The 15,805-nt window shown below is 57.6% G+C and carries 17 protein-coding genes and 1 tRNA gene; 8 read left to right on the forward strand and 10 right to left on the reverse strand.

All coding sequences use genetic code 11. The features are described 5' to 3' along the window. The first annotated feature begins 473 nt into the window (after window positions 1–473). Complete coding sequence (locus GOX73_RS04805) at window positions 474–1,247, forward strand: bifunctional 2-polyprenyl-6-hydroxyphenol methylase/3-demethylubiquinol 3-O-methyltransferase UbiG (protein ID WP_171124915.1); 774 nt, start codon at window positions 474–476, stop codon at window positions 1,245–1,247. Between the two features lie 136 nt (window positions 1,248–1,383). Here the strand turns inward: GOX73_RS04805 and GOX73_RS04810 are convergent. Next, a tRNA-Leu gene (locus GOX73_RS04810) sits at window positions 1,384–1,469 on the reverse strand. 145 nt (window positions 1,470–1,614) lie between these two features. On the opposite strand from GOX73_RS04810, the gene GOX73_RS04815 reads away from it, so the two are divergent. Then, window positions 1,615–2,193, forward strand: a complete 579-nt coding sequence (locus GOX73_RS04815) for a YqaA family protein (RefSeq protein ID WP_171121522.1) — start codon at window positions 1,615–1,617, stop codon at window positions 2,191–2,193. Continuing rightward, window positions 2,190–2,657 (forward strand): disulfide bond formation protein B, encoded by a 468-nt coding sequence (locus GOX73_RS04820; RefSeq protein WP_171124911.1) that lies wholly within the window; start codon window positions 2,190–2,192, stop codon window positions 2,655–2,657. Before GOX73_RS04815 ends, GOX73_RS04820 begins: the two co-directional genes overlap by 4 nt. On the opposite strand, the gene GOX73_RS04825 is transcribed toward GOX73_RS04820, so the two are convergent. Beyond that, window positions 2,654–3,241, reverse strand: coding sequence for an HNH endonuclease (locus GOX73_RS04825; protein ID WP_171121524.1), 588 nt, complete (start codon window positions 3,239–3,241; stop codon window positions 2,654–2,656). The genes GOX73_RS04820 and GOX73_RS04825 overlap by 4 nt on opposite strands. Before the next feature lie 213 nt (window positions 3,242–3,454). Between GOX73_RS04825 and GOX73_RS04830 the strand changes: the two genes are divergently transcribed. After that, window positions 3,455–4,060 carry a pseudouridine synthase gene (locus GOX73_RS04830; protein WP_171124909.1) on the forward strand — a complete coding sequence of 202 codons (606 nt, stop codon included), beginning with the start codon at window positions 3,455–3,457 and terminating at the stop codon, window positions 4,058–4,060. A gap of 31 nt (window positions 4,061–4,091) precedes the next feature. Beyond that, on the forward strand, window positions 4,092–4,517 hold the full coding sequence (locus GOX73_RS04835) for a VOC family protein (RefSeq protein ID WP_171121526.1): 426 nt from the start codon (window positions 4,092–4,094) through the stop codon (window positions 4,515–4,517). A gap of 2 nt (window positions 4,518–4,519) precedes the next feature. On the opposite strand, the gene GOX73_RS04840 is transcribed toward GOX73_RS04835, so the two are convergent. From GOX73_RS04840 to GOX73_RS04855, 4 genes are read right to left on the reverse strand one after another with little or no spacing between them, the layout of a single operon-like run. Next, the gene (locus GOX73_RS04840; RefSeq protein ID WP_171121527.1) at window positions 4,520–4,822 is read right to left on the reverse strand and encodes a putative quinol monooxygenase; all 303 of its coding nucleotides are present in this window, start codon (window positions 4,820–4,822) and stop codon (window positions 4,520–4,522) included. 2 nt (window positions 4,823–4,824) lie between these two features. Next, window positions 4,825–5,301 carry a GNAT family N-acetyltransferase gene (locus GOX73_RS04845; RefSeq protein ID WP_171125315.1) on the reverse strand — a complete coding sequence of 159 codons (477 nt, stop codon included), beginning with the start codon at window positions 5,299–5,301 and terminating at the stop codon, window positions 4,825–4,827. Between the two features lie 22 nt (window positions 5,302–5,323). After that, window positions 5,324–5,989 (reverse strand): alpha/beta hydrolase, encoded by a 666-nt coding sequence (locus GOX73_RS04850; RefSeq protein WP_171121529.1) that lies wholly within the window; start codon window positions 5,987–5,989, stop codon window positions 5,324–5,326. Beyond that, complete coding sequence (locus GOX73_RS04855; protein WP_171124907.1) at window positions 5,986–6,618, reverse strand: DNA-3-methyladenine glycosylase; 633 nt, start codon at window positions 6,616–6,618, stop codon at window positions 5,986–5,988. The genes GOX73_RS04850 and GOX73_RS04855 overlap by 4 nt, the downstream gene beginning before the upstream one ends. Before the next feature lie 99 nt (window positions 6,619–6,717). Here GOX73_RS04855 and GOX73_RS04860 point away from each other — a divergent pair, with 99 nt between their 5' ends. Then, the gene (locus GOX73_RS04860) at window positions 6,718–7,944 is read left to right on the forward strand and encodes an MFS transporter (protein ID WP_171121531.1); all 1,227 of its coding nucleotides are present in this window, start codon (window positions 6,718–6,720) and stop codon (window positions 7,942–7,944) included. Between the two features lie 3 nt (window positions 7,945–7,947). Here GOX73_RS04860 and GOX73_RS04865 read toward each other — a convergent pair whose 3' ends face one another. From GOX73_RS04865 to cysS, 3 genes are read right to left on the reverse strand one after another with little or no spacing between them, the layout of a single operon-like run. Continuing rightward, complete coding sequence (locus GOX73_RS04865) at window positions 7,948–8,730, reverse strand: squalene/phytoene synthase family protein (protein ID WP_171124905.1); 783 nt, start codon at window positions 8,728–8,730, stop codon at window positions 7,948–7,950. Continuing rightward, window positions 8,727–10,361 carry a citramalate synthase gene (gene cimA / locus GOX73_RS04870; RefSeq protein ID WP_171124903.1) on the reverse strand — a complete coding sequence of 545 codons (1,635 nt, stop codon included), beginning with the start codon at window positions 10,359–10,361 and terminating at the stop codon, window positions 8,727–8,729. Before cimA ends, GOX73_RS04865 begins: the two co-directional genes overlap by 4 nt. Further along, window positions 10,361–11,758, reverse strand: coding sequence for a cysteine--tRNA ligase (gene cysS / locus GOX73_RS04875; protein ID WP_171124902.1), 1,398 nt, complete (start codon window positions 11,756–11,758; stop codon window positions 10,361–10,363). Before cysS ends, cimA begins: the two co-directional genes overlap by 1 nt. Before the next feature lie 265 nt (window positions 11,759–12,023). Between cysS and GOX73_RS04880 the strand changes: the two genes are divergently transcribed. After that, a complete protein-coding gene (locus tag GOX73_RS04880; protein WP_171124900.1) occupies window positions 12,024–13,211 on the forward strand; it encodes a pyridoxal phosphate-dependent aminotransferase in 1,188 nt (395 codons plus the stop codon). A gap of 6 nt (window positions 13,212–13,217) precedes the next feature. Here the strand turns inward: GOX73_RS04880 and GOX73_RS04885 are convergent, their stop codons facing one another. After that, a complete protein-coding gene (locus GOX73_RS04885) occupies window positions 13,218–13,745 on the reverse strand; it encodes a porin family protein (RefSeq protein ID WP_171124898.1) in 528 nt (175 codons plus the stop codon). Between the two features lie 404 nt (window positions 13,746–14,149). Here GOX73_RS04885 and GOX73_RS04890 point away from each other — a divergent pair, with 404 nt between their 5' ends. Continuing rightward, window positions 14,150–15,694 carry a trimethylamine methyltransferase family protein gene (locus tag GOX73_RS04890; RefSeq protein WP_171124896.1) on the forward strand — a complete coding sequence of 515 codons (1,545 nt, stop codon included), beginning with the start codon at window positions 14,150–14,152 and terminating at the stop codon, window positions 15,692–15,694. The last annotated feature ends 111 nt before the right edge of the window (window positions 15,695–15,805 follow it).

Genomic DNA, 15,805 nt, shown 5'->3' on the forward strand with positions numbered 1-15,805 from the left:
CTGCCCCCACATTCAAAGTCCGTTATGGGATGCAGAATTGTCAACCGATTCGTTTAAAACGGCCTGAATTCCCCCCCGAGCATCCAGTCTTTTTAACAATTTAGGGCAAGGCGAAAGGGAAACTGAACGACAAAAAAAGTGTCCACGAAAGAGAAACAATTATGGCTATTTTGGAAATATTGACGCCCAATTTATCCCATCAACCATCACAAAGATCTGACTTTAAATCAGCCGTCAACGCGCCAGAATTAAGTGCGACTTGATGTCAATTTAATTGGCGATCATTCAATCCATACGCCTTTAATTTTGACGATCGTGCACAGATTTGCGACATGTTGAAGACCGATTTGAACAATTGCGGCGGGATTTGCCGAGTGAAACATGCACGTGAATTAAAAACAGGCCAAAGCTCAATTTGCCCGGCCTGTGAAAATAGAACCGAATTTGCATTCGCCAAAAACGGACACTCGATTATGCAATGCCCGGCCTGCGGAAACCGCTCGGTTGCAGGCTTGTTTGATCAGGACCACGTTGCATCAGTTTATGACGATAGCTATTTTTTTGGTGGTGGCGCTGGGTATTCCGATTACCTGAGCGAGGCTCAGTTGTTGCGAGACCAAGGCCGACGGTACGGAGAACTCCTGTCCCGCCATTCAAAAAATGGGCGGCTTCTTGAGGTTGGTAGTGCCGCAGGCTTTCTTCAAGCCGGGATGGAGGATGCAGGCTGGGCGACGACAGGCCTGGACCCCAACCAGACGATGGTTTCGCACGCTCGGGACACGCTGGGTCTGAACGCGCTGCAGGGAAGCCTTGAAGACTGCAAAGGACTGGAACCTTTCGATGCCGTCAGTTTGATACAGGTTATCGGCCACTTTCACGACCTGCCCAAGGCCATGAAATCGGTCGCGGATTTGACGCGGCCAGGCGGTATTTGCGTGATTGAATACTGGCGTCTGGACAGTTGGATGGCCCGGCTGATGGGCAAGCGTTGGCACGAGTATTCACCCCCAAGCGTCCTGCATTGGTTTACGCGTTCCGGGCTTGATACGTTGATGCGGCGCCATTCTTTTTCGGTGATAGATAGCGGCAAACCAAAGAAATACATATCCGCAGGACACGCCGCGTCGTTGCTGGAACATCTTCTGGGCAGCAAGATGCCTGTTAAACCCCTACGAATGCTGCATCCTGACGCGAAAATCCGCTATCCGTCATTTGATCTTGAATGGAGGCTGTATCGCCGCCGGTAACGTGCAGGAAACCACCAAGTAGACAGCCGACTGGACGGACGGACCAAACGCATTGGCGGAAATCGCTTGTCTTGAAGCGCCAAAAATATGGCTGCCGCATTGCGCAACAAATTCACAATCGTCGAAACCGGAATTGTGGTGCCCAAGGAGAGACTCGAACTCTCACGCCCGTGAAGGCGGGGGATTTTGAATCCCCTGCGTCTACCATTCCGCCACTTGGGCCACGGTCACTGAATTATCGCCCAAGAACCGGAACGTCCAGAGGCAAAAAACACTCCAACGCCAGATTGTTTTCCTCCGGTAGGTTGACGACACATCTGGCCCGTGATTTTGCTTGAACATCAAACCAACAGGATTTTAGCACCTAATGTTGCGATCGCTTTATGACTGGACCATTCGTCTGGCCGAACATCCGCACGCGCTGTGGGCGCTGGCCGTGGTTGCCTTTATCGAAAGCTCGTTTTTTCCGATTCCCCCCGACGTACTGATGATTCCAATGATCATCGCCCGACCGTCGCGCGCGTGGTTGATCGCGACCGTTGCCTTGGTTGCTTCGGTATTGGGCGGATTGCTGGGTTATGCCATTGGTGCGTTTTTCTATGAAAGCATTGGACAGCCCATTCTGGAATCCATGGGCAAGGCGCACGCCATGGAGGAATTCAACACGCGATTCAACGATTTCGGATTCTGGGCCGTTCTCGGCGCGGGAGTGACTCCGTTTCCCTACAAGGTCATTACGATCATGTCCGGGTGGACCGGTATGCCCTTGGGCACCTTCGTCGCGACGTCTATTCTGGCGCGTGCTTTGCGCTTTTACGTTGTGGCAGGGCTGCTATGGGGATTCGGGGAACCCATTCGCGCCTTTATCGAAAAGCGCCTTGGCCTCATGTTCACGCTGTTTATCATCCTGCTGTTTGGCGGGTTTATTGCGGTGAAGTACCTATGACGCGTCGAAACCTTTATGTCCTGATCGCCGCCGGAGGCTCTGCTGCGCTTTTACTTGGGGCCTGGGGTTTTCAGTATTTGGGTGGACTGCCGCCCTGCAAGATGTGCATATGGCAGCGATACCCGCATGGGGCGGCCGTTTTGATTGGTGTATTGGCGCTAGCCCTGCCCCGTAACACGTTGCTTCCGGTATTGGGCGCTCTTGCAGCGATGGCAACCGCCGCCATTGGCGTTTTTCACGCAGGCGTAGAGCAGAAATGGTGGGAAGGCCCGTCAAGCTGCACTTCAGGTGACATTGGAGGCCTGTCCACACAAGAACTGATGGACCAGATCATGTCTGCCCCATTGGTACGCTGCGACGACATCCCGTGGGAGTTTCTTGGTTTATCCATGGCCGGCTGGAATGCGGCTATCTCGGCCGTGCTGGTTATGATCTGGCTCGCAGCGCGACGCGCCAGCGATTAAAACTCATCCAATTCTGCATCCCAGTACAGAAAATCAATCCAGCTATCGTGCAGGTGGTTTGGCGGGAATTTCCGACCGATATTCCGAAGCGCCTCGGCGTCCGGTTGACGTGGGGGCTTGCGCAACGCCATCCCGGCCTGACGCAACGATTTTGACCCCTTCTTCAAGTTGCAGGGGCTGCACGCTGCCACAACGTTTTGCCAGCTTGTCACGCCACCTGCCGCGCGGGGGACGACGTGGTCAAACGTCAGGTCTCCGCGTGCGCCGCAGTATTGGCAACGGAACTCATCCCTCAGAAATAAATTAAAGCGCGTGAAGGCCACGCGCTTTCTGGGTTTTACATAATCTTTGAGGACAACGACCGAGGGTATTCGTATCTCGGTACTCGGGCTTCGCACGACTTCGTCATATTCTGCGACGATGTCCACCCGGTCAAGCCAGGCCGCCTTGATCGCCTCCTGCCAGGGCCACAATGACAGTGGGTAATAGGACAAGGGGCGGTAATCGGCGTTCAAAACCAATGCCGGATGATGCTTTAGCGCACCGGGTTCCCTGACAAATTCGGTTCTGAAGTCTCCATCCATATCAGAATCGCTCCTCGCTCTGCTCTGCCCGTTTTGACATCAGAGCGGGGAACACCCGCCCCGGCCTTAACTCAACTATATATCGTGTTAAAACTCTGACAAGCCCTGAGTTTCCACAATATCTCGGGCATGGGGTAAGCTGCCTAAGTAACAGGCACGTGACAGTTATCCACAGGTTGCGTTGCCTGTGTCGCTCGGGCTATGGCGTGACTTATGTCCTGGTTCATCCGCTTCAACAAACCTTTCGACGTGTTGCCGCAGTTCACCGATCGCGCCAATGCAGATTCGCCGCGCAGCACCTTGTCTGACTTCATTGATTTATCCGGCGTTTATCCCGCCGGACGATTGGATCGCGATAGCGAAGGGTTGATGCTGCTGACCGACAATGGCCGGTTGCAGGCGCAGATATCTGACCCGCAGCACAAGATGCTAAAAACCTATTGGGTTCAGGTTGAAGGTCTGCCCGATGCTTCCGCGCTGAAGGCGCTGAGGAACGGGGTCGAACTGAAGGACGGTTTGACCCGCCCCGCAAAGGCACGCCTGATGAATGAACCCGACCGGCTGTGGCCGCGCACACCTCCGATACGGGTTCGTCAGACAGTGCCTGATTGCTGGATCGAATTGACCCTGCGCGAGGGTAAGAACCGGCAGGTCCGCCGGATGACGGCCGCGGTTGGCCACCCAACCCTGCGCCTAATCCGGGCCCGCATCGGAGACTGGACACTTGACGGGCTGGAACCGGGCCAATGGGACAGCCTGCCTGCACCTGCAATCGATGTCGCGCCTCAGCGCAAACGGGACCGCCGCCCGCGCCGGTGACAAAAACCGCGTTTTGTGATAGACTTACGCCATGAAAGTCACACCAGACATACCAAGAGCACAAGGTGTTCTGGAGGCCGCACTTTACGTCGATGATCTGGATTCAGCAGAACGGTTCTATGGCGAAATATTGGGGCTGGAGAAAATTCAACGTGTCACCGACCGCCATGTTTTCTACCGCCTCGGTGCAACGGTTTTGCTGATCTTCAATGCGGATGAAACTGAAAAGGCCCCAACGAACCTGGACCTTCCTGTTCCGCCCCACGGGGCACGCGGGCCCGGGCATGTCTGCCTGTCCATGCCACGCGCGCAGATACAAGTGATGCGCAAACATCTGCTGGACTGGAATGTACCCATTGAGGCCGAGTTCGACTGGCCGAATGGCGCGCGCTCACTCTATATCCGTGACCCGGCTGGAAACTCGGTGGAATTCGCCGAACCTCACCTTTGGGGCTAGACTTAGCGAAGGGGTTGCTTTTCGCCCCCGACGATGCGGCAGATATCGCTAGACGTCACCCCTGCTTCGCCCAATGCCGCCCGAAACGCGGCCATATGCGGAGCGGCAAAGTGCGCCTCGAGTGCAGCTTGGCTTTCCCATTCCTCATACACGCGGAACCGGTTGGTGTGGCCTAGGACCTGACTGAACTCATAGGTGATGCAGCCTGCTTCCTTGACCGTTTCCGCCACCATTTCCAAAGCCGCTTTCTCAGCCTTTTCAACACCTTCCGGCGCAACTTCAACCGTTCCTGTGACAACCAGCATTCTTAGCCCTTTCTCAATTCAAACCGTTTGGAAATCCGATCCACCGGGGTACCGTCCCTAAGAGGAACACCATAAGAGACCGAGTAATCCTGAAACCCCATTTTTTCGTAATAGCTTAACCCCTGCCGGTTATCGGCCCTTATCGTCGCGTTGATCGCCCGCAGCCCGAGCGCCCCGGCATGTTTCGAAGTCTCGGCAAACAACGCCCGCCCTGCACCCTTCAACAGAGGCTCTCGGCGCGTGAATGTGGCGATGTCGGCGCATCCGTTTGGCAGAGCTTCGTTCAAACCCAACCATTGAAAGCCGGCGACTTCGCCCTGTTCATCAAGCGCGACATGGCAACAAATCTTGTCCGGCCCATCCAAGTAGCTTTGCGTGAATAAGGCCTCGGAATACGGGATTTCATGTGCGGTCGTGCCGCCGATGTCTATGATTTGGTTGAGGACATGGCAGGCAACTGCCACGTCCTCTCGCATCATCGGACGGACCGCGATCACGGGGTCAGAGGCTCAGCTTGTCGCGCATAAACGCCAGCGCAACGCTGAGGCCGTCGGGTGCGATACCGTGACCAGTGCCTTTCATGACATGGGCGAAGACCTCTTTGAAATCGGCGGCCTGCAACGCCTCGGCCGCCTCGGGCAGGGATTGCGGTGGCACCACGTCATCCGCATCACCATGCACCAGAAGGATCGGCATCCGGCTGACTGTTTCATCAGGCAAAAGATCAGGTTCCAGCAAGCGGCCCGAGAACGCCACGATCCCAGCCACCGGGTCTTCGCGGCGGGGGGCGACATACAAGCTCATCATCGTGCCTTGCGAAAACCCAAACAGAACCACCTGTTCGGGCAGAACGTCCTCGTCCACCATCAGCGCATCGAGAAACGCGTTGAAATCTTCAACGGCCATCGCCATTCCGCGCCGCGCCTCTTCCTCGGACGATCCGTCAATCCACGGGATCGGGAACCACTGGTAACCATTCGGCATTCCCGGGATTTGTTCCGGTGCATCAGGCGCCACGAAAAGCGTGTCGGGCAGATGTTCGCCCAGTACATCCGCGATCCCCAGCAGGTCTGCGCCATTGGCCCCATAGCCATGCACAAACACCACGACCGAGCGCGTGTCGCCCGAAACCGGCTCTTTTCGGAGCGCATTTAAAACTCGAGTCATCTGATCCCTTCTCGTTCCTTTGCCACCCGGTAATAGGCCCACAGCACCCGCGCCGCAACCGACCGCCAAGGCGACCACGCCTCGGCCATTTGTCTCAGTTCTTTGTCGGTTGGACGCTTGGGCAGGTCATAGAGAATACGCGCGGCCTCTTGCAGGGCCAGATCACCGGGCGCGATCACATCCGCTCGGCCCAGCGAAAACATCGCGTAGATCTCGGCGGTCCAGACGCCAATGCCCGAAACCTCGGTAAGGATCGCGACAACTTCGTCGTTTGGGGCATCCCGCAACGCTTTGTAATCTATACGTGCCTCCGCCAGCGCGCGGGCATAGCGTATTTTCTGTCGGCTCAATCCGACGGCGCGCAGATCGTCATCCGTGGCCCACATTATCTTGCGCGGGCCGGTTAGTTTCGCATCCTGCAAGCGTTTCCAGATCGCATTGGCCGAGGCCACGCTGACCTGCTGACTGACAATCGCGCTAAGCAGTTGAGCGAATCCGTCCGGTCGCCGACGCAGAGGCAACGGCCCCACCTGATTCAACGCGTAAGCCATACGCGTGCAAGCGCTGGCCAGCCACACGGCACCCTCGCTGACACAGTCATTGGTTTCGATGATACGTCCGACGGACATGTGCGCTCCGGGGGCTGAATAATCACGAGCACGTTAGGCTGCTTTGCCGTATATGCAACCCGCTTGTATGCCACGCTTTTCACGGATACGCATAGGCACATGACAATGACCGCCTCTTCCCCAAATGATAGTGTGGCCAAGCGCAACGTCGCTGTGCTGGTCGCGGTGCAAGCCGTGCTTGGCGCGCAACTGCCGATTATCTTTATCGTCGCTGGATTGGCGGGGCAGTCTCTGGCAACCAACGCTTGCCTGGCAACACTTCCGATTTCGTTGATCGTGCTGGGGTCAATGCTGGCGGCTACGCCGATCTCCGCGATCATGCAACGCTGGGGCCGGCGCGCGGGTTTTCTTTTGGGGGCAACGGCCGGTGCCCTAGGCGGGCTTGTCGGCGCGTATGGGCTGTACCTTGGGTCTTTCCCAGTGTTTCTTTTTGGAAGCCTTCTGACCGGCATCTACATGAGCGCGCACGGCTTCTATCGCTTTGCCGCTGCAGACACGGCCTCGGATGAGTTTCGCCCCAAGGCAATTTCTTACGTTATGGCAGGCGGTCTGGTTGCAGCAATCATCGGGCCTCAGATCGTCAAGCTTACCTCGACGGCATATGTCATCCCTTTTCTCGGTACTTATCTGGCTGTGATTGCTTTGAACGTTGTTGGTTCAGGTCTGTTCTTCTTTCTGGACACCCCAACCCCCAACATGGCCGAGAAAGGCACACCAAGGGGCAGAACCCGGCTTGAGATGCTAAAGACGCCGCGCATCGCCGTGGCCGTCATCTGTGCGATGGTGTCCTACGCGCTGATGAACCTTGTCATGACTTCGACCCCGCTGGCTGTCGTAGGCTGCGGATACTCGGCGAATGATGCGGCGGATGTGGTAACCGGTCACGTGTTGGCCATGTATATTCCCAGTTTCTTCACCGGCCAGTTGATCGCACGTTTCGGGGTCGAAAAGATCGTTGCGCTTGGCCTCGCCATTCTGGGCGGTGCGGGTATCGTGGCCTTGCAAGGCGTTGAACTTGAAAACTTCTTTATTGCCCTGATCTTGCTGGGTGTCGGCTGGAATTTCGGCTTTATCGGGGCAACCACGATGCTGGCCGCCTCACACGACGTAAATGAACGCGGTCGGATGCAGGGCCTGAACGACCTGTTGGTGTTCGGCGGCGTGACGTTGGCCTCTTTGTCCTCGGGCGGGTTGATGAACTGTTCGGGCGGGTCCCCGGTTGAGGGGTGGACTGCCGTCAACCTTGCCATGATCCCGCTGTTGACTTTGGCCGGGGGCGCGTTGCTGTGGTTGGTCCTGCGCCCGACTGAACCGGAAACGGCCTGACCGTTACCAGCGCCCCCGGGCGACGTTCCACATCAGTGACAGCCTACGCCGGATTTCACCTTGCGCCAGCGCACTAGCGGCGACGCGATCTGGTTGCGCAATCGCCTGCCGCAACACCCATTCTGCCTGCCAACCGGCGTACAGGGCCGGACGCGCTTCGTTTGAGACAGCAGGTCGCTGAGCGCGGGCGGCGTGAAGTCGATCCAGTGCCGATTTTGCCAATTGCTGCACCCCGTCCGGTGTTCCATCCAACAGGGGAACACGTCCGCGCGCCTCAAGCTCGGGGATCGCCCGCAACCAGTTCGCGACACCCACTGCATAACCGAAATTGCGCAGAACCTGTTCGTCCGCCTCGCCCAACGCCTGCGCGGACGCGACAATCAAAGTTCCGGCGCTATGGTTGAAATAGGACTCAAAATGCGCCTGATCCTCAAACGGATCACGGTATATATCCCAACGTCTTACGGCCACATACTCATCCAACTGAGCCGCCAAATGCGGCGACAGAATACGGGACAAAGGCGTCACGACCTCATGCCTGCGTACCGCCTGCCCCTCGGCAATCTCCTGCAAAGCGTCACGCCACCATTGAAGGCGCATTTCGGCAATCATGGGTTCCTGCGTTACCCATGGTGCGCGGGCGACTTCGACATTCAACGCATAGATCGGAAACAGAACCGCCCGCGCTGTGACAGGGGCAGCCATTGCCGCCATAAACCGATCCGGGTCGGCGCGATGCACCAGTGCGGCACAGGCCTTTACGTCATCGTCGAAGGCAACGCTCACTCGGCCACCGCCGTCTGCGGTCCGCAATCGCGAACCAGTTTCCACTGAATCGCATCCAAAAGCGCCTCGAACGAGGCATCTACTATGTTCGCGCTGACGCCCACAGTGGACCAGCGCCGCCCCTGCCCGTCTTCGCTGTCGATGATGACGCGGGTGACAGCCTCGGTCCCGCCTTGCGTAATGCGCACCTTAAAGTCCACCAACCGCATATCCGCCAGCACCTGCGAATATTGCCCCAGATCCTTCGCCAGCGCTTTGGCCAGCGCGTTCACCGGGCCGCGATCGCTGCCATCCTCGTCCAAAGACTCGCTAACCGACAGCTTCTTTTCGCCGTCGACCTTCACCACGACCACGGCCTCGGACAGGCTGACCATCGTGTTGTACTTGTTCTTGCGCCGCTCGACCGTGACCTTGTATCGCTTGACCTCAAAAAACGCTGGCAATTGCCCCAGTTCGACCCGCGCCAGCAATTCGAAGCTCGCCTGAGCAGTGTCGTAGGAATAGCCCTCAGCCTCGCGCTGCTTGATCCGATCAAGGATACGCCCCAATGCCGGGTCGCCTTTATCCACCGACAAACCTGCCTCGGTCAGGCGTTTTCGCAGGTTCGATTGCCCCGCCTGATTGGACATCGGAATGATCCGCGCATTACCAACCGCACCCGGATCCACATGCTCATAGGTCGATGGATCCTTGAGGATCGCGCTGGCGTGCAGCCCCGCCTTATGCGCAAAAGCCGAAGCCCCCACATAGGCCGACTGCTTGCTGGGCACCCGGTTCAGAATATCATCCAGCATCCGGCTGATCCGCGTCAGACCGGCCAGCGCTTGCGCACTGACGCCGATTTCAAACTGCGAGGCATAGGGTTCTTTCAGCAACAAGGTCGGGATCAAGGCGGTCAGGTTCGCATTGCCGCACCGCTCGCCCAGCCCGTTCAGCGTGCCTTGTATCTGGCGCGCGCCCGCATCCACGGCGGCCAGCGAACAGGCTACCGCGTTTTCCGTATCGTTATGAGTGTGGATGCCCAACCGGTCGCCCGGCAGCCCTGCGGCGATCACCTCGGCCACAATGCGTGAAACCTCGGCAGGCAGCGCGCCACCGTTCGTGTCACAAAGCACGACCCAACGGGCGCCTGCCTCCAACGCGGCCCGGCAGACCTGAACCGCATAGGCGGGATTGTCCTTATAACCATCAAAGAAATGCTCGGCATCGAACAACGCTTCGCGCCCCTGCGCCACGATATGCGCGACCGAGGCGCGGACGTTCTCGACATTGTCCTCCAGCGTGGTCCCAAGCGCGTGGGTCACGTGGTAATCATGCGATTTGCCCACCAGACAGACGGCTTGCGTGCCCGCATTCATCACGGCGGCCAGCACATCGTCATTCTCGGCCGACCGGCCCGATCGTTTGGTCATCCCAAACGCCGTCAACCGGGCCGAGGTCTGTGGCGCAACCTCAAAGAACGCGCTGTCGGTGGGGTTCGCACCGGGCCAGCCGCCTTCGATATAGTCCACACCCAACTCGTCCAGAGCCTTGGCGATCTGCACCTTTTCAGAGGTCGAGAACTGCACCCCCTGCGTCTGCTGCCCGTCGCGCAGTGTGGTGTCGTAGAGATAAAGCCGTTCCTTCGACATCACACACCCTCCAACTTGGTCGCATCGAAGCCCGCGCCGGGTACAAGATCCACACCGTCCTTGCTCATCCGCACTTCGAGCCCTGCCGCGACATAGGCCGCCTTGAGCCGGTCCACTTCCGAGAAGTCCTTGCTTTGCATCGCTTCGACTCGCGCATCGGCCAGACGCGCCGCATGGCCCGAAAGATCTGCCGAGCCCGTATCGGCCCAATCACCCATCTCAGGCTCCAACAACCCCAGAACCCGTGAACTGGCCAACAGTCCGGCGGCATCACCATCAGATGCCAAACGGTGCAGTTCCGTAAGAGCCCCCGCCGTGTTGAGGTCATCACTCAGCGCCGCGATCACCGAGGGGGCCGCGCTGGCGGCGGGCTCGATGCCAGCTGTCAGCGCCCGCCATTTGCGCAGCGTCGCTTCGGCCTCGCGCGCCTTCTTCTCGGTCCAGTCCATCGGCTTGCGGTAATGCGTCTGTAAGAACACAAACCGGATCACCTCACCCGGCACGCCCTGATCCAAAAGATCATGAACGGTGAAGAAATTGCCCAGAGATTTGGACATTTTCTTACCCTCAACCTGCAACATCTCATTGTGCAGCCAAACCCGGGCGAACTCGCCCTCGGGGTGCGCGCAGCAGCTTTGTGCGATCTCGTTCTCATGATGCGGGAACATCAAGTCATTGCCACCGCCATGAATGTCGAAACTTTCACCCAACAGTTCATAGCTCATAGCCGAGCACTCAATATGCCATCCCGGACGCCCGCGCCCCCATGGGCTGTCCCAACCCGGCAGTTCATCGCTTGACGGTTTCCACAGCACGAAATCCATCGGATTCTTCTTGTAGGGCGCAACCTCGACCCGCGCCCCCGCGATCATGTCATCGACCGAGCGGCCCGACAGTGCGCCGTAACGTTCTTTCCAGCTATCCACAGCGAACAGAACATGCCCCTCGGCGACATAAGCGTGGCCTTTGTCAATCAACCCTTCGATCATCGCGATCATCTGCGGGATATACTCGGTCGCGCGCGGCATCTCGTTCGGTTCAAGCGCGCCCAAAGCGCCCATATCGTGCAGATACCAGCCAATCGTTTCGTCCGAACGTTCTTGTACCAATTGCTCCAACGTGCCTGGCGAACCTGCTTTTTGCCGCGCCAAGGCCGTGGCGTTGATCTTGTCATCCACGTCAGTGAAATTGCGCACATAGGTCACGTGATCCGCGCCATAGACATGGCGCAGCAACCGATACAGCACATCAAACACCACCACTGGCCGCGCATTGCCCAGATGGGCACGGTCATAGACCGTGGGACCACAGACATACATCCGCACATTGTCGGCGCTGATCGGCACGAAATCCTCTTTCGTCCGCGTCCGTGTGTTGTGCAGTTTGATCGTCGTCATCGGTCGGCTCCTCAGAACAGCATGGGCTGTGTCGCGTTGGCGCGGGCATAGCAACTTGTCTCAGGGATGAAAACGAAAGAAACCGGCCCGCTTGATAAATCAGCAGGGAATGCAGCAGATAATGATGCAGGTCATCCGGTTCATGACACCCTGATTATCACGCAGCATCACTCTCGCCAAGTCCCCACGATCCGGCGGGTATTCGATTGACAATTGAAACGCCCTCTGGCCCTTTCAGCCCAAAAGACCACCACAGGAGCGTGCCATGAAACTGTCGCAGCGTATCACTCATCTAACCCCGGGCGGCAACGACGGCTGGGATGTGTTCTATCGTGCGCGCCGGATGATCAGTGGGGGCCACGCCATTACTGAGCTGACTATTGGCGAACATGACATTCGCACCGACCCTTCAATCCTGCAGGCAATGGACCTGTCTGCCCGGCAAGGCCACACCGGATACGCGATGGTCCCTGGCACAGATTTGTTGCGTGATACGGTCGCGGCCCGCGTTCAGGCCCGCACAGGCGTAACCACCACGCGCCGCAACGTCCTGATCACGCCAGGGGGCCAAGCCGCACTGTTTGCCGCCCATGTTGCGGTCTGCAATCCGGGTGACGTCGGGTTGTTTCTCGATCCATACTACGCCACGTATCCCGGTACGATCCGTGGCGCGGGCGCAATTGCTCGCCCGGTGCAAACCACCGCAGAAGATGCCTTTCAACCCTGCGCCGAGCGGATCGACGAAGCAGCCGAAGGTGCTGTCTCATTGCTGATTAATACGCCCAATAACCCGACCGGCGTGACATATTCCCGGCAGACACTTGAGGAAATCGCCAAGGTTTGCCGCAGGCGTGACCTGTGGCTGATCTCGGATGAGGTCTACGACACTCAGGTTTGGGAGGGCGACCATATCTCTCCGCGAAGCTTGCCTGACATGATCGAACAGACGTTGATTGTGGGGTCGATGTCAAAATCTCATGCGATGACAGGCTCCCGTTGTGGCTGGATAGTTGGCCCCGAGGACGTCATCTCACATCTGATCAATCTTGCAACCCATACGACCTATGGCGTTCCCGGTTTCATACAGGATGCAGCCAGTTTCGCGTTGACGGCAGGCGTGGCAATGGAAGAGGAAATCGCCGCGCCATTTCGCAGGCGACGCGCCAAGGCGGTTGAAATTCTTGCGGCGCAAAACACGGTTGGTCTGGTTCCGGCGCAAGGTGCCATGTACCTGATGTTGGATATCCGCGCCACCGGTCAAAGCGGCGAAGGTTTTGCCAATGCCTTGCTGGATACGCACGCGATCGCGGTCATGCCGGGTGAAAGTTTCGGTGATGCTGCTGCGGGGCACATTCGCGTGGCTATGACAATTGACGATGACCGCTTTGCTTCGGCGCTTCAGACAATTTGTAACTTTGCAAGTGAACTGGCCGACCGCCGCGCAGCCGAGTAGCGGTGTTCAGAACCGAAACGTTGTTCGCAGGTTGAACACGTTGGAATCAAGGCCGCCTTCGGAGCGGGTGACATCGTCGAAATTCTGGCGCAGCGCCTCGCCACTGATGACAAAGTTCTCACCGATCGGATAAGCGACGCCAATGCCGTAGACAGCGGCGGTGTCATTATCGACCGTCGAATCCACGCGCGCGGCTCCGACCACGACATACCCCAGCGCGGATCCAAAATCGTATCCACCCCGCAATTTCAGACGTGTCATGCTGTCCAGGCTACCCTCACCCTGCCCTAGATTCAGAGACAAGCGGTTATATTCCAACTCACCCCCAAGCACGAAGTTCCCGAAGTCATGATCGTACCCGACATGAGGACCAAAAGTCAGGTCACTGCCGCTTGAACCATTGGGCCCATCTGCGTCGGCATACCCAAAGCTGAACCCGGCATAGGCCCCGCTCCAATCCTCGGCAACTGCTGGGGCAGCGCACGTTATGATCAGAGTGGCGATAAGGGCCGAACGGGGTATCACAACTTTCACCAAAACCTTCCAAAAAGGAATTCGAGAATTTAGTTCACTTTCGCATAAAACTGGGTCGCAATCGTTAACAATCAATTGAGATCACGAACCGCTCTTAAATAAGTGACAGAAGTATAACAGATTTCCCGCGTTTCGGTAGAAATTATTGAACTCTTTCGCTTCTTTGATCCGCACCCAAGCATCCATTTCGTTTTTGAACCCCAAAGTCGCAAACAGGACAGAATGTCGCGACCTGTATTGAAAGACTGATAGCATAAGGTGAGGACCTGCATGCAGAACGACGTTTGGAAGATCCGTCTGATCAGCCGCACAATAGGCGCGGATCGAGGACGCGCGGCCCGAGGGCGCCCGACGGGGGTGTAACCACATTCACCCCCTCACGTGCCACCTAGCGGAATCTCAACATGAAAGATCAATCCCGTAATAATTCGCGCAGCGGCGGACGCGCCGCGCGCCGTGCCGCCCGTGCCTCTGCCCTTCCGGATCATTTGCGTCCCATACGCCCGGGGCTTGAGGGCGGAACCTACAAGCCGTTGACCCAAACTCAGGTTGAACAAATCCACGACGCAGCGCTGACCGCGCTTGAAACGATTGGTTTGGCAGACGCCCCGCAAAGCGGGATCGACTATCTGGTCGGTGCTGGATGCACATTGGGCGATGATGGCCGCATACGGTTTCCCCGGGCGTTGGTTGAAGACACGATCGCCAATGCCAACCGATCAGTTACCCTGTTCAGTCGTGACGGGAATACCGATCTGGAACTCTCGGGCACTCGCGTTCACTACGGCACAGCCGGGGCTGCTGTCAGCATGGTGGACGTGCACGGGCGCGAATATCGCGACTCGACCGTGCAGGACCTGCACGACGCAGCCCGGATTTGTCAGCAACTTGATAATATCCATTTTGTTCAACGCCCTATGGTGTGTCGTGACATTTTCGACAATCAGGAAATGGACCTGAACACAATCTACGCAAGCTGTTCGGGAACTTTCAAACATATCGGCACGTCTTTCACTGAACCAAGCCATGTCGCCCCGGCCATGGAAATGCTCCACATGATTGCGGGTGGTGAGGACAAGTGGCGCGAACGTCCGTTCGTCTCAAACTCGAATTGCTTTGTCGTGCCGCCGATGAAGTTCGCCACCGAAAGCTGCGAAGTGATGGAAGAATGCATCAAGGCAGGCATGCCCGTTCTTCTTCTTTCCGCAGGGATGGCCGGAGCGACCGCACCTTCAACCATCGCCGGTGCCATCACGCAAGCCACGGCGGAATGTCTTGCAGGATTGGTTTACGTAAATGCCGTAAGTCCTGGGGCACCAGCCGTTTTTGGCACTTGGCCATTTGGTTTGGACCTGCGCACCGGGGCAATGTCCATCGGCTCGGGTGAACAGGCCCTTTTGACCGCAGGCTGCGCCCAGATGCACCAGTTCTACGACCTGCCCGGTGGGGCTGCAGCGGGGGCGTCGGATTCGAAACTGCCGGACATGCAAGCAGGATGGGAGCAAATGTGCTCGAATGTCATGGCGGGGCTGTCTGGGGTTAATATGGTTTACGAAGCAGCCGGAATGCACGCTTCGCTGCTAGGATTTTGCTTTGAAAGCCTGATCTTGGGGGACGATCTTATCGGACAGGCCCAGCGTTGCATTCGCGGAATTGAAGTGAACGAAGAAACGCTGGCCTTGGATCAGATCGCCGAGGTTTGTATGGGCGGACCCGGGCACTATCTGGGTACCGACGCAACACTCAGCCGTATGCAGGCGGACTATGTCTATCCGACCTTCGGTGACCGGACATCACCAAAAGAATGGGCCGAACTAGGCAAGCCGGACCTGATCGAAAAGGCGACCGCGCGGAAAGAGGAAATCCTGTCCAGCCCGTCACCTGCACAGTTTGATCCGCTGCTGGATGCCCAGATCCGCGCCCGGTTCAACATTCACCTTCCGACGTAATCCAAGAAAAAAAGGGGGCCGAAGCCCCCTTTAAGTTTCGCCATCCAGGCTCATATCGTTGACCGCCCGGTGTTTTTTTGCCTGCGGCCTGGACTGCGCATGGGACGAGCG

The sequence above is a fragment of the Ruegeria sp. HKCCD7221 genome, from assembly GCF_013031225.1.
Classification (GTDB): Bacteria; Pseudomonadota; Alphaproteobacteria; order Rhodobacterales; family Rhodobacteraceae; genus Ruegeria.

Bases quoted from the DNA above. Each gene is read 5' to 3' on its own strand.
- GOX73_RS04805 (WP_171124915.1), top strand. From the start codon at position 474: ATGCAATGCCCGGCCTGCGGAAACCGCTCGGTTGCAGGCTTGTTTGAT.
- GOX73_RS04815 (WP_171121522.1), top strand. From the start codon at position 1,615: ATGTTGCGATCGCTTTATGACTGGACCATTCGTCTGGCCGAACATCCG.
- GOX73_RS04820 (WP_171124911.1), top strand. From the start codon at position 2,190: ATGACGCGTCGAAACCTTTATGTCCTGATCGCCGCCGGAGGCTCTGCT.
- GOX73_RS04825 (WP_171121524.1), bottom strand. From the start codon at position 3,241: ATGGATGGAGACTTCAGAACCGAATTTGTCAGGGAACCCGGTGCGCTA.
- GOX73_RS04830 (WP_171124909.1), top strand. From the start codon at position 3,455: ATGTCCTGGTTCATCCGCTTCAACAAACCTTTCGACGTGTTGCCGCAG.
- GOX73_RS04835 (WP_171121526.1), top strand. From the start codon at position 4,092: ATGAAAGTCACACCAGACATACCAAGAGCACAAGGTGTTCTGGAGGCC.
- GOX73_RS04840 (WP_171121527.1), bottom strand. From the start codon at position 4,822: ATGCTGGTTGTCACAGGAACGGTTGAAGTTGCGCCGGAAGGTGTTGAA.
- GOX73_RS04845 (WP_171125315.1), bottom strand. From the start codon at position 5,301: ATGATGCGAGAGGACGTGGCAGTTGCCTGCCATGTCCTCAACCAAATC.
- GOX73_RS04850 (WP_171121529.1), bottom strand. From the start codon at position 5,989: ATGACTCGAGTTTTAAATGCGCTCCGAAAAGAGCCGGTTTCGGGCGAC.
- GOX73_RS04855 (WP_171124907.1), bottom strand. From the start codon at position 6,618: ATGTCCGTCGGACGTATCATCGAAACCAATGACTGTGTCAGCGAGGGT.
- GOX73_RS04860 (WP_171121531.1), top strand. From the start codon at position 6,718: ATGACAATGACCGCCTCTTCCCCAAATGATAGTGTGGCCAAGCGCAAC.
- cimA (WP_171124903.1), bottom strand. From the start codon at position 10,361: ATGTCGAAGGAACGGCTTTATCTCTACGACACCACACTGCGCGACGGG.
- cysS (WP_171124902.1), bottom strand. From the start codon at position 11,758: ATGACGACGATCAAACTGCACAACACACGGACGCGGACGAAAGAGGAT.
- GOX73_RS04880 (WP_171124900.1), top strand. From the start codon at position 12,024: ATGAAACTGTCGCAGCGTATCACTCATCTAACCCCGGGCGGCAACGAC.
- GOX73_RS04890 (WP_171124896.1), top strand. From the start codon at position 14,150: ATGAAAGATCAATCCCGTAATAATTCGCGCAGCGGCGGACGCGCCGCG.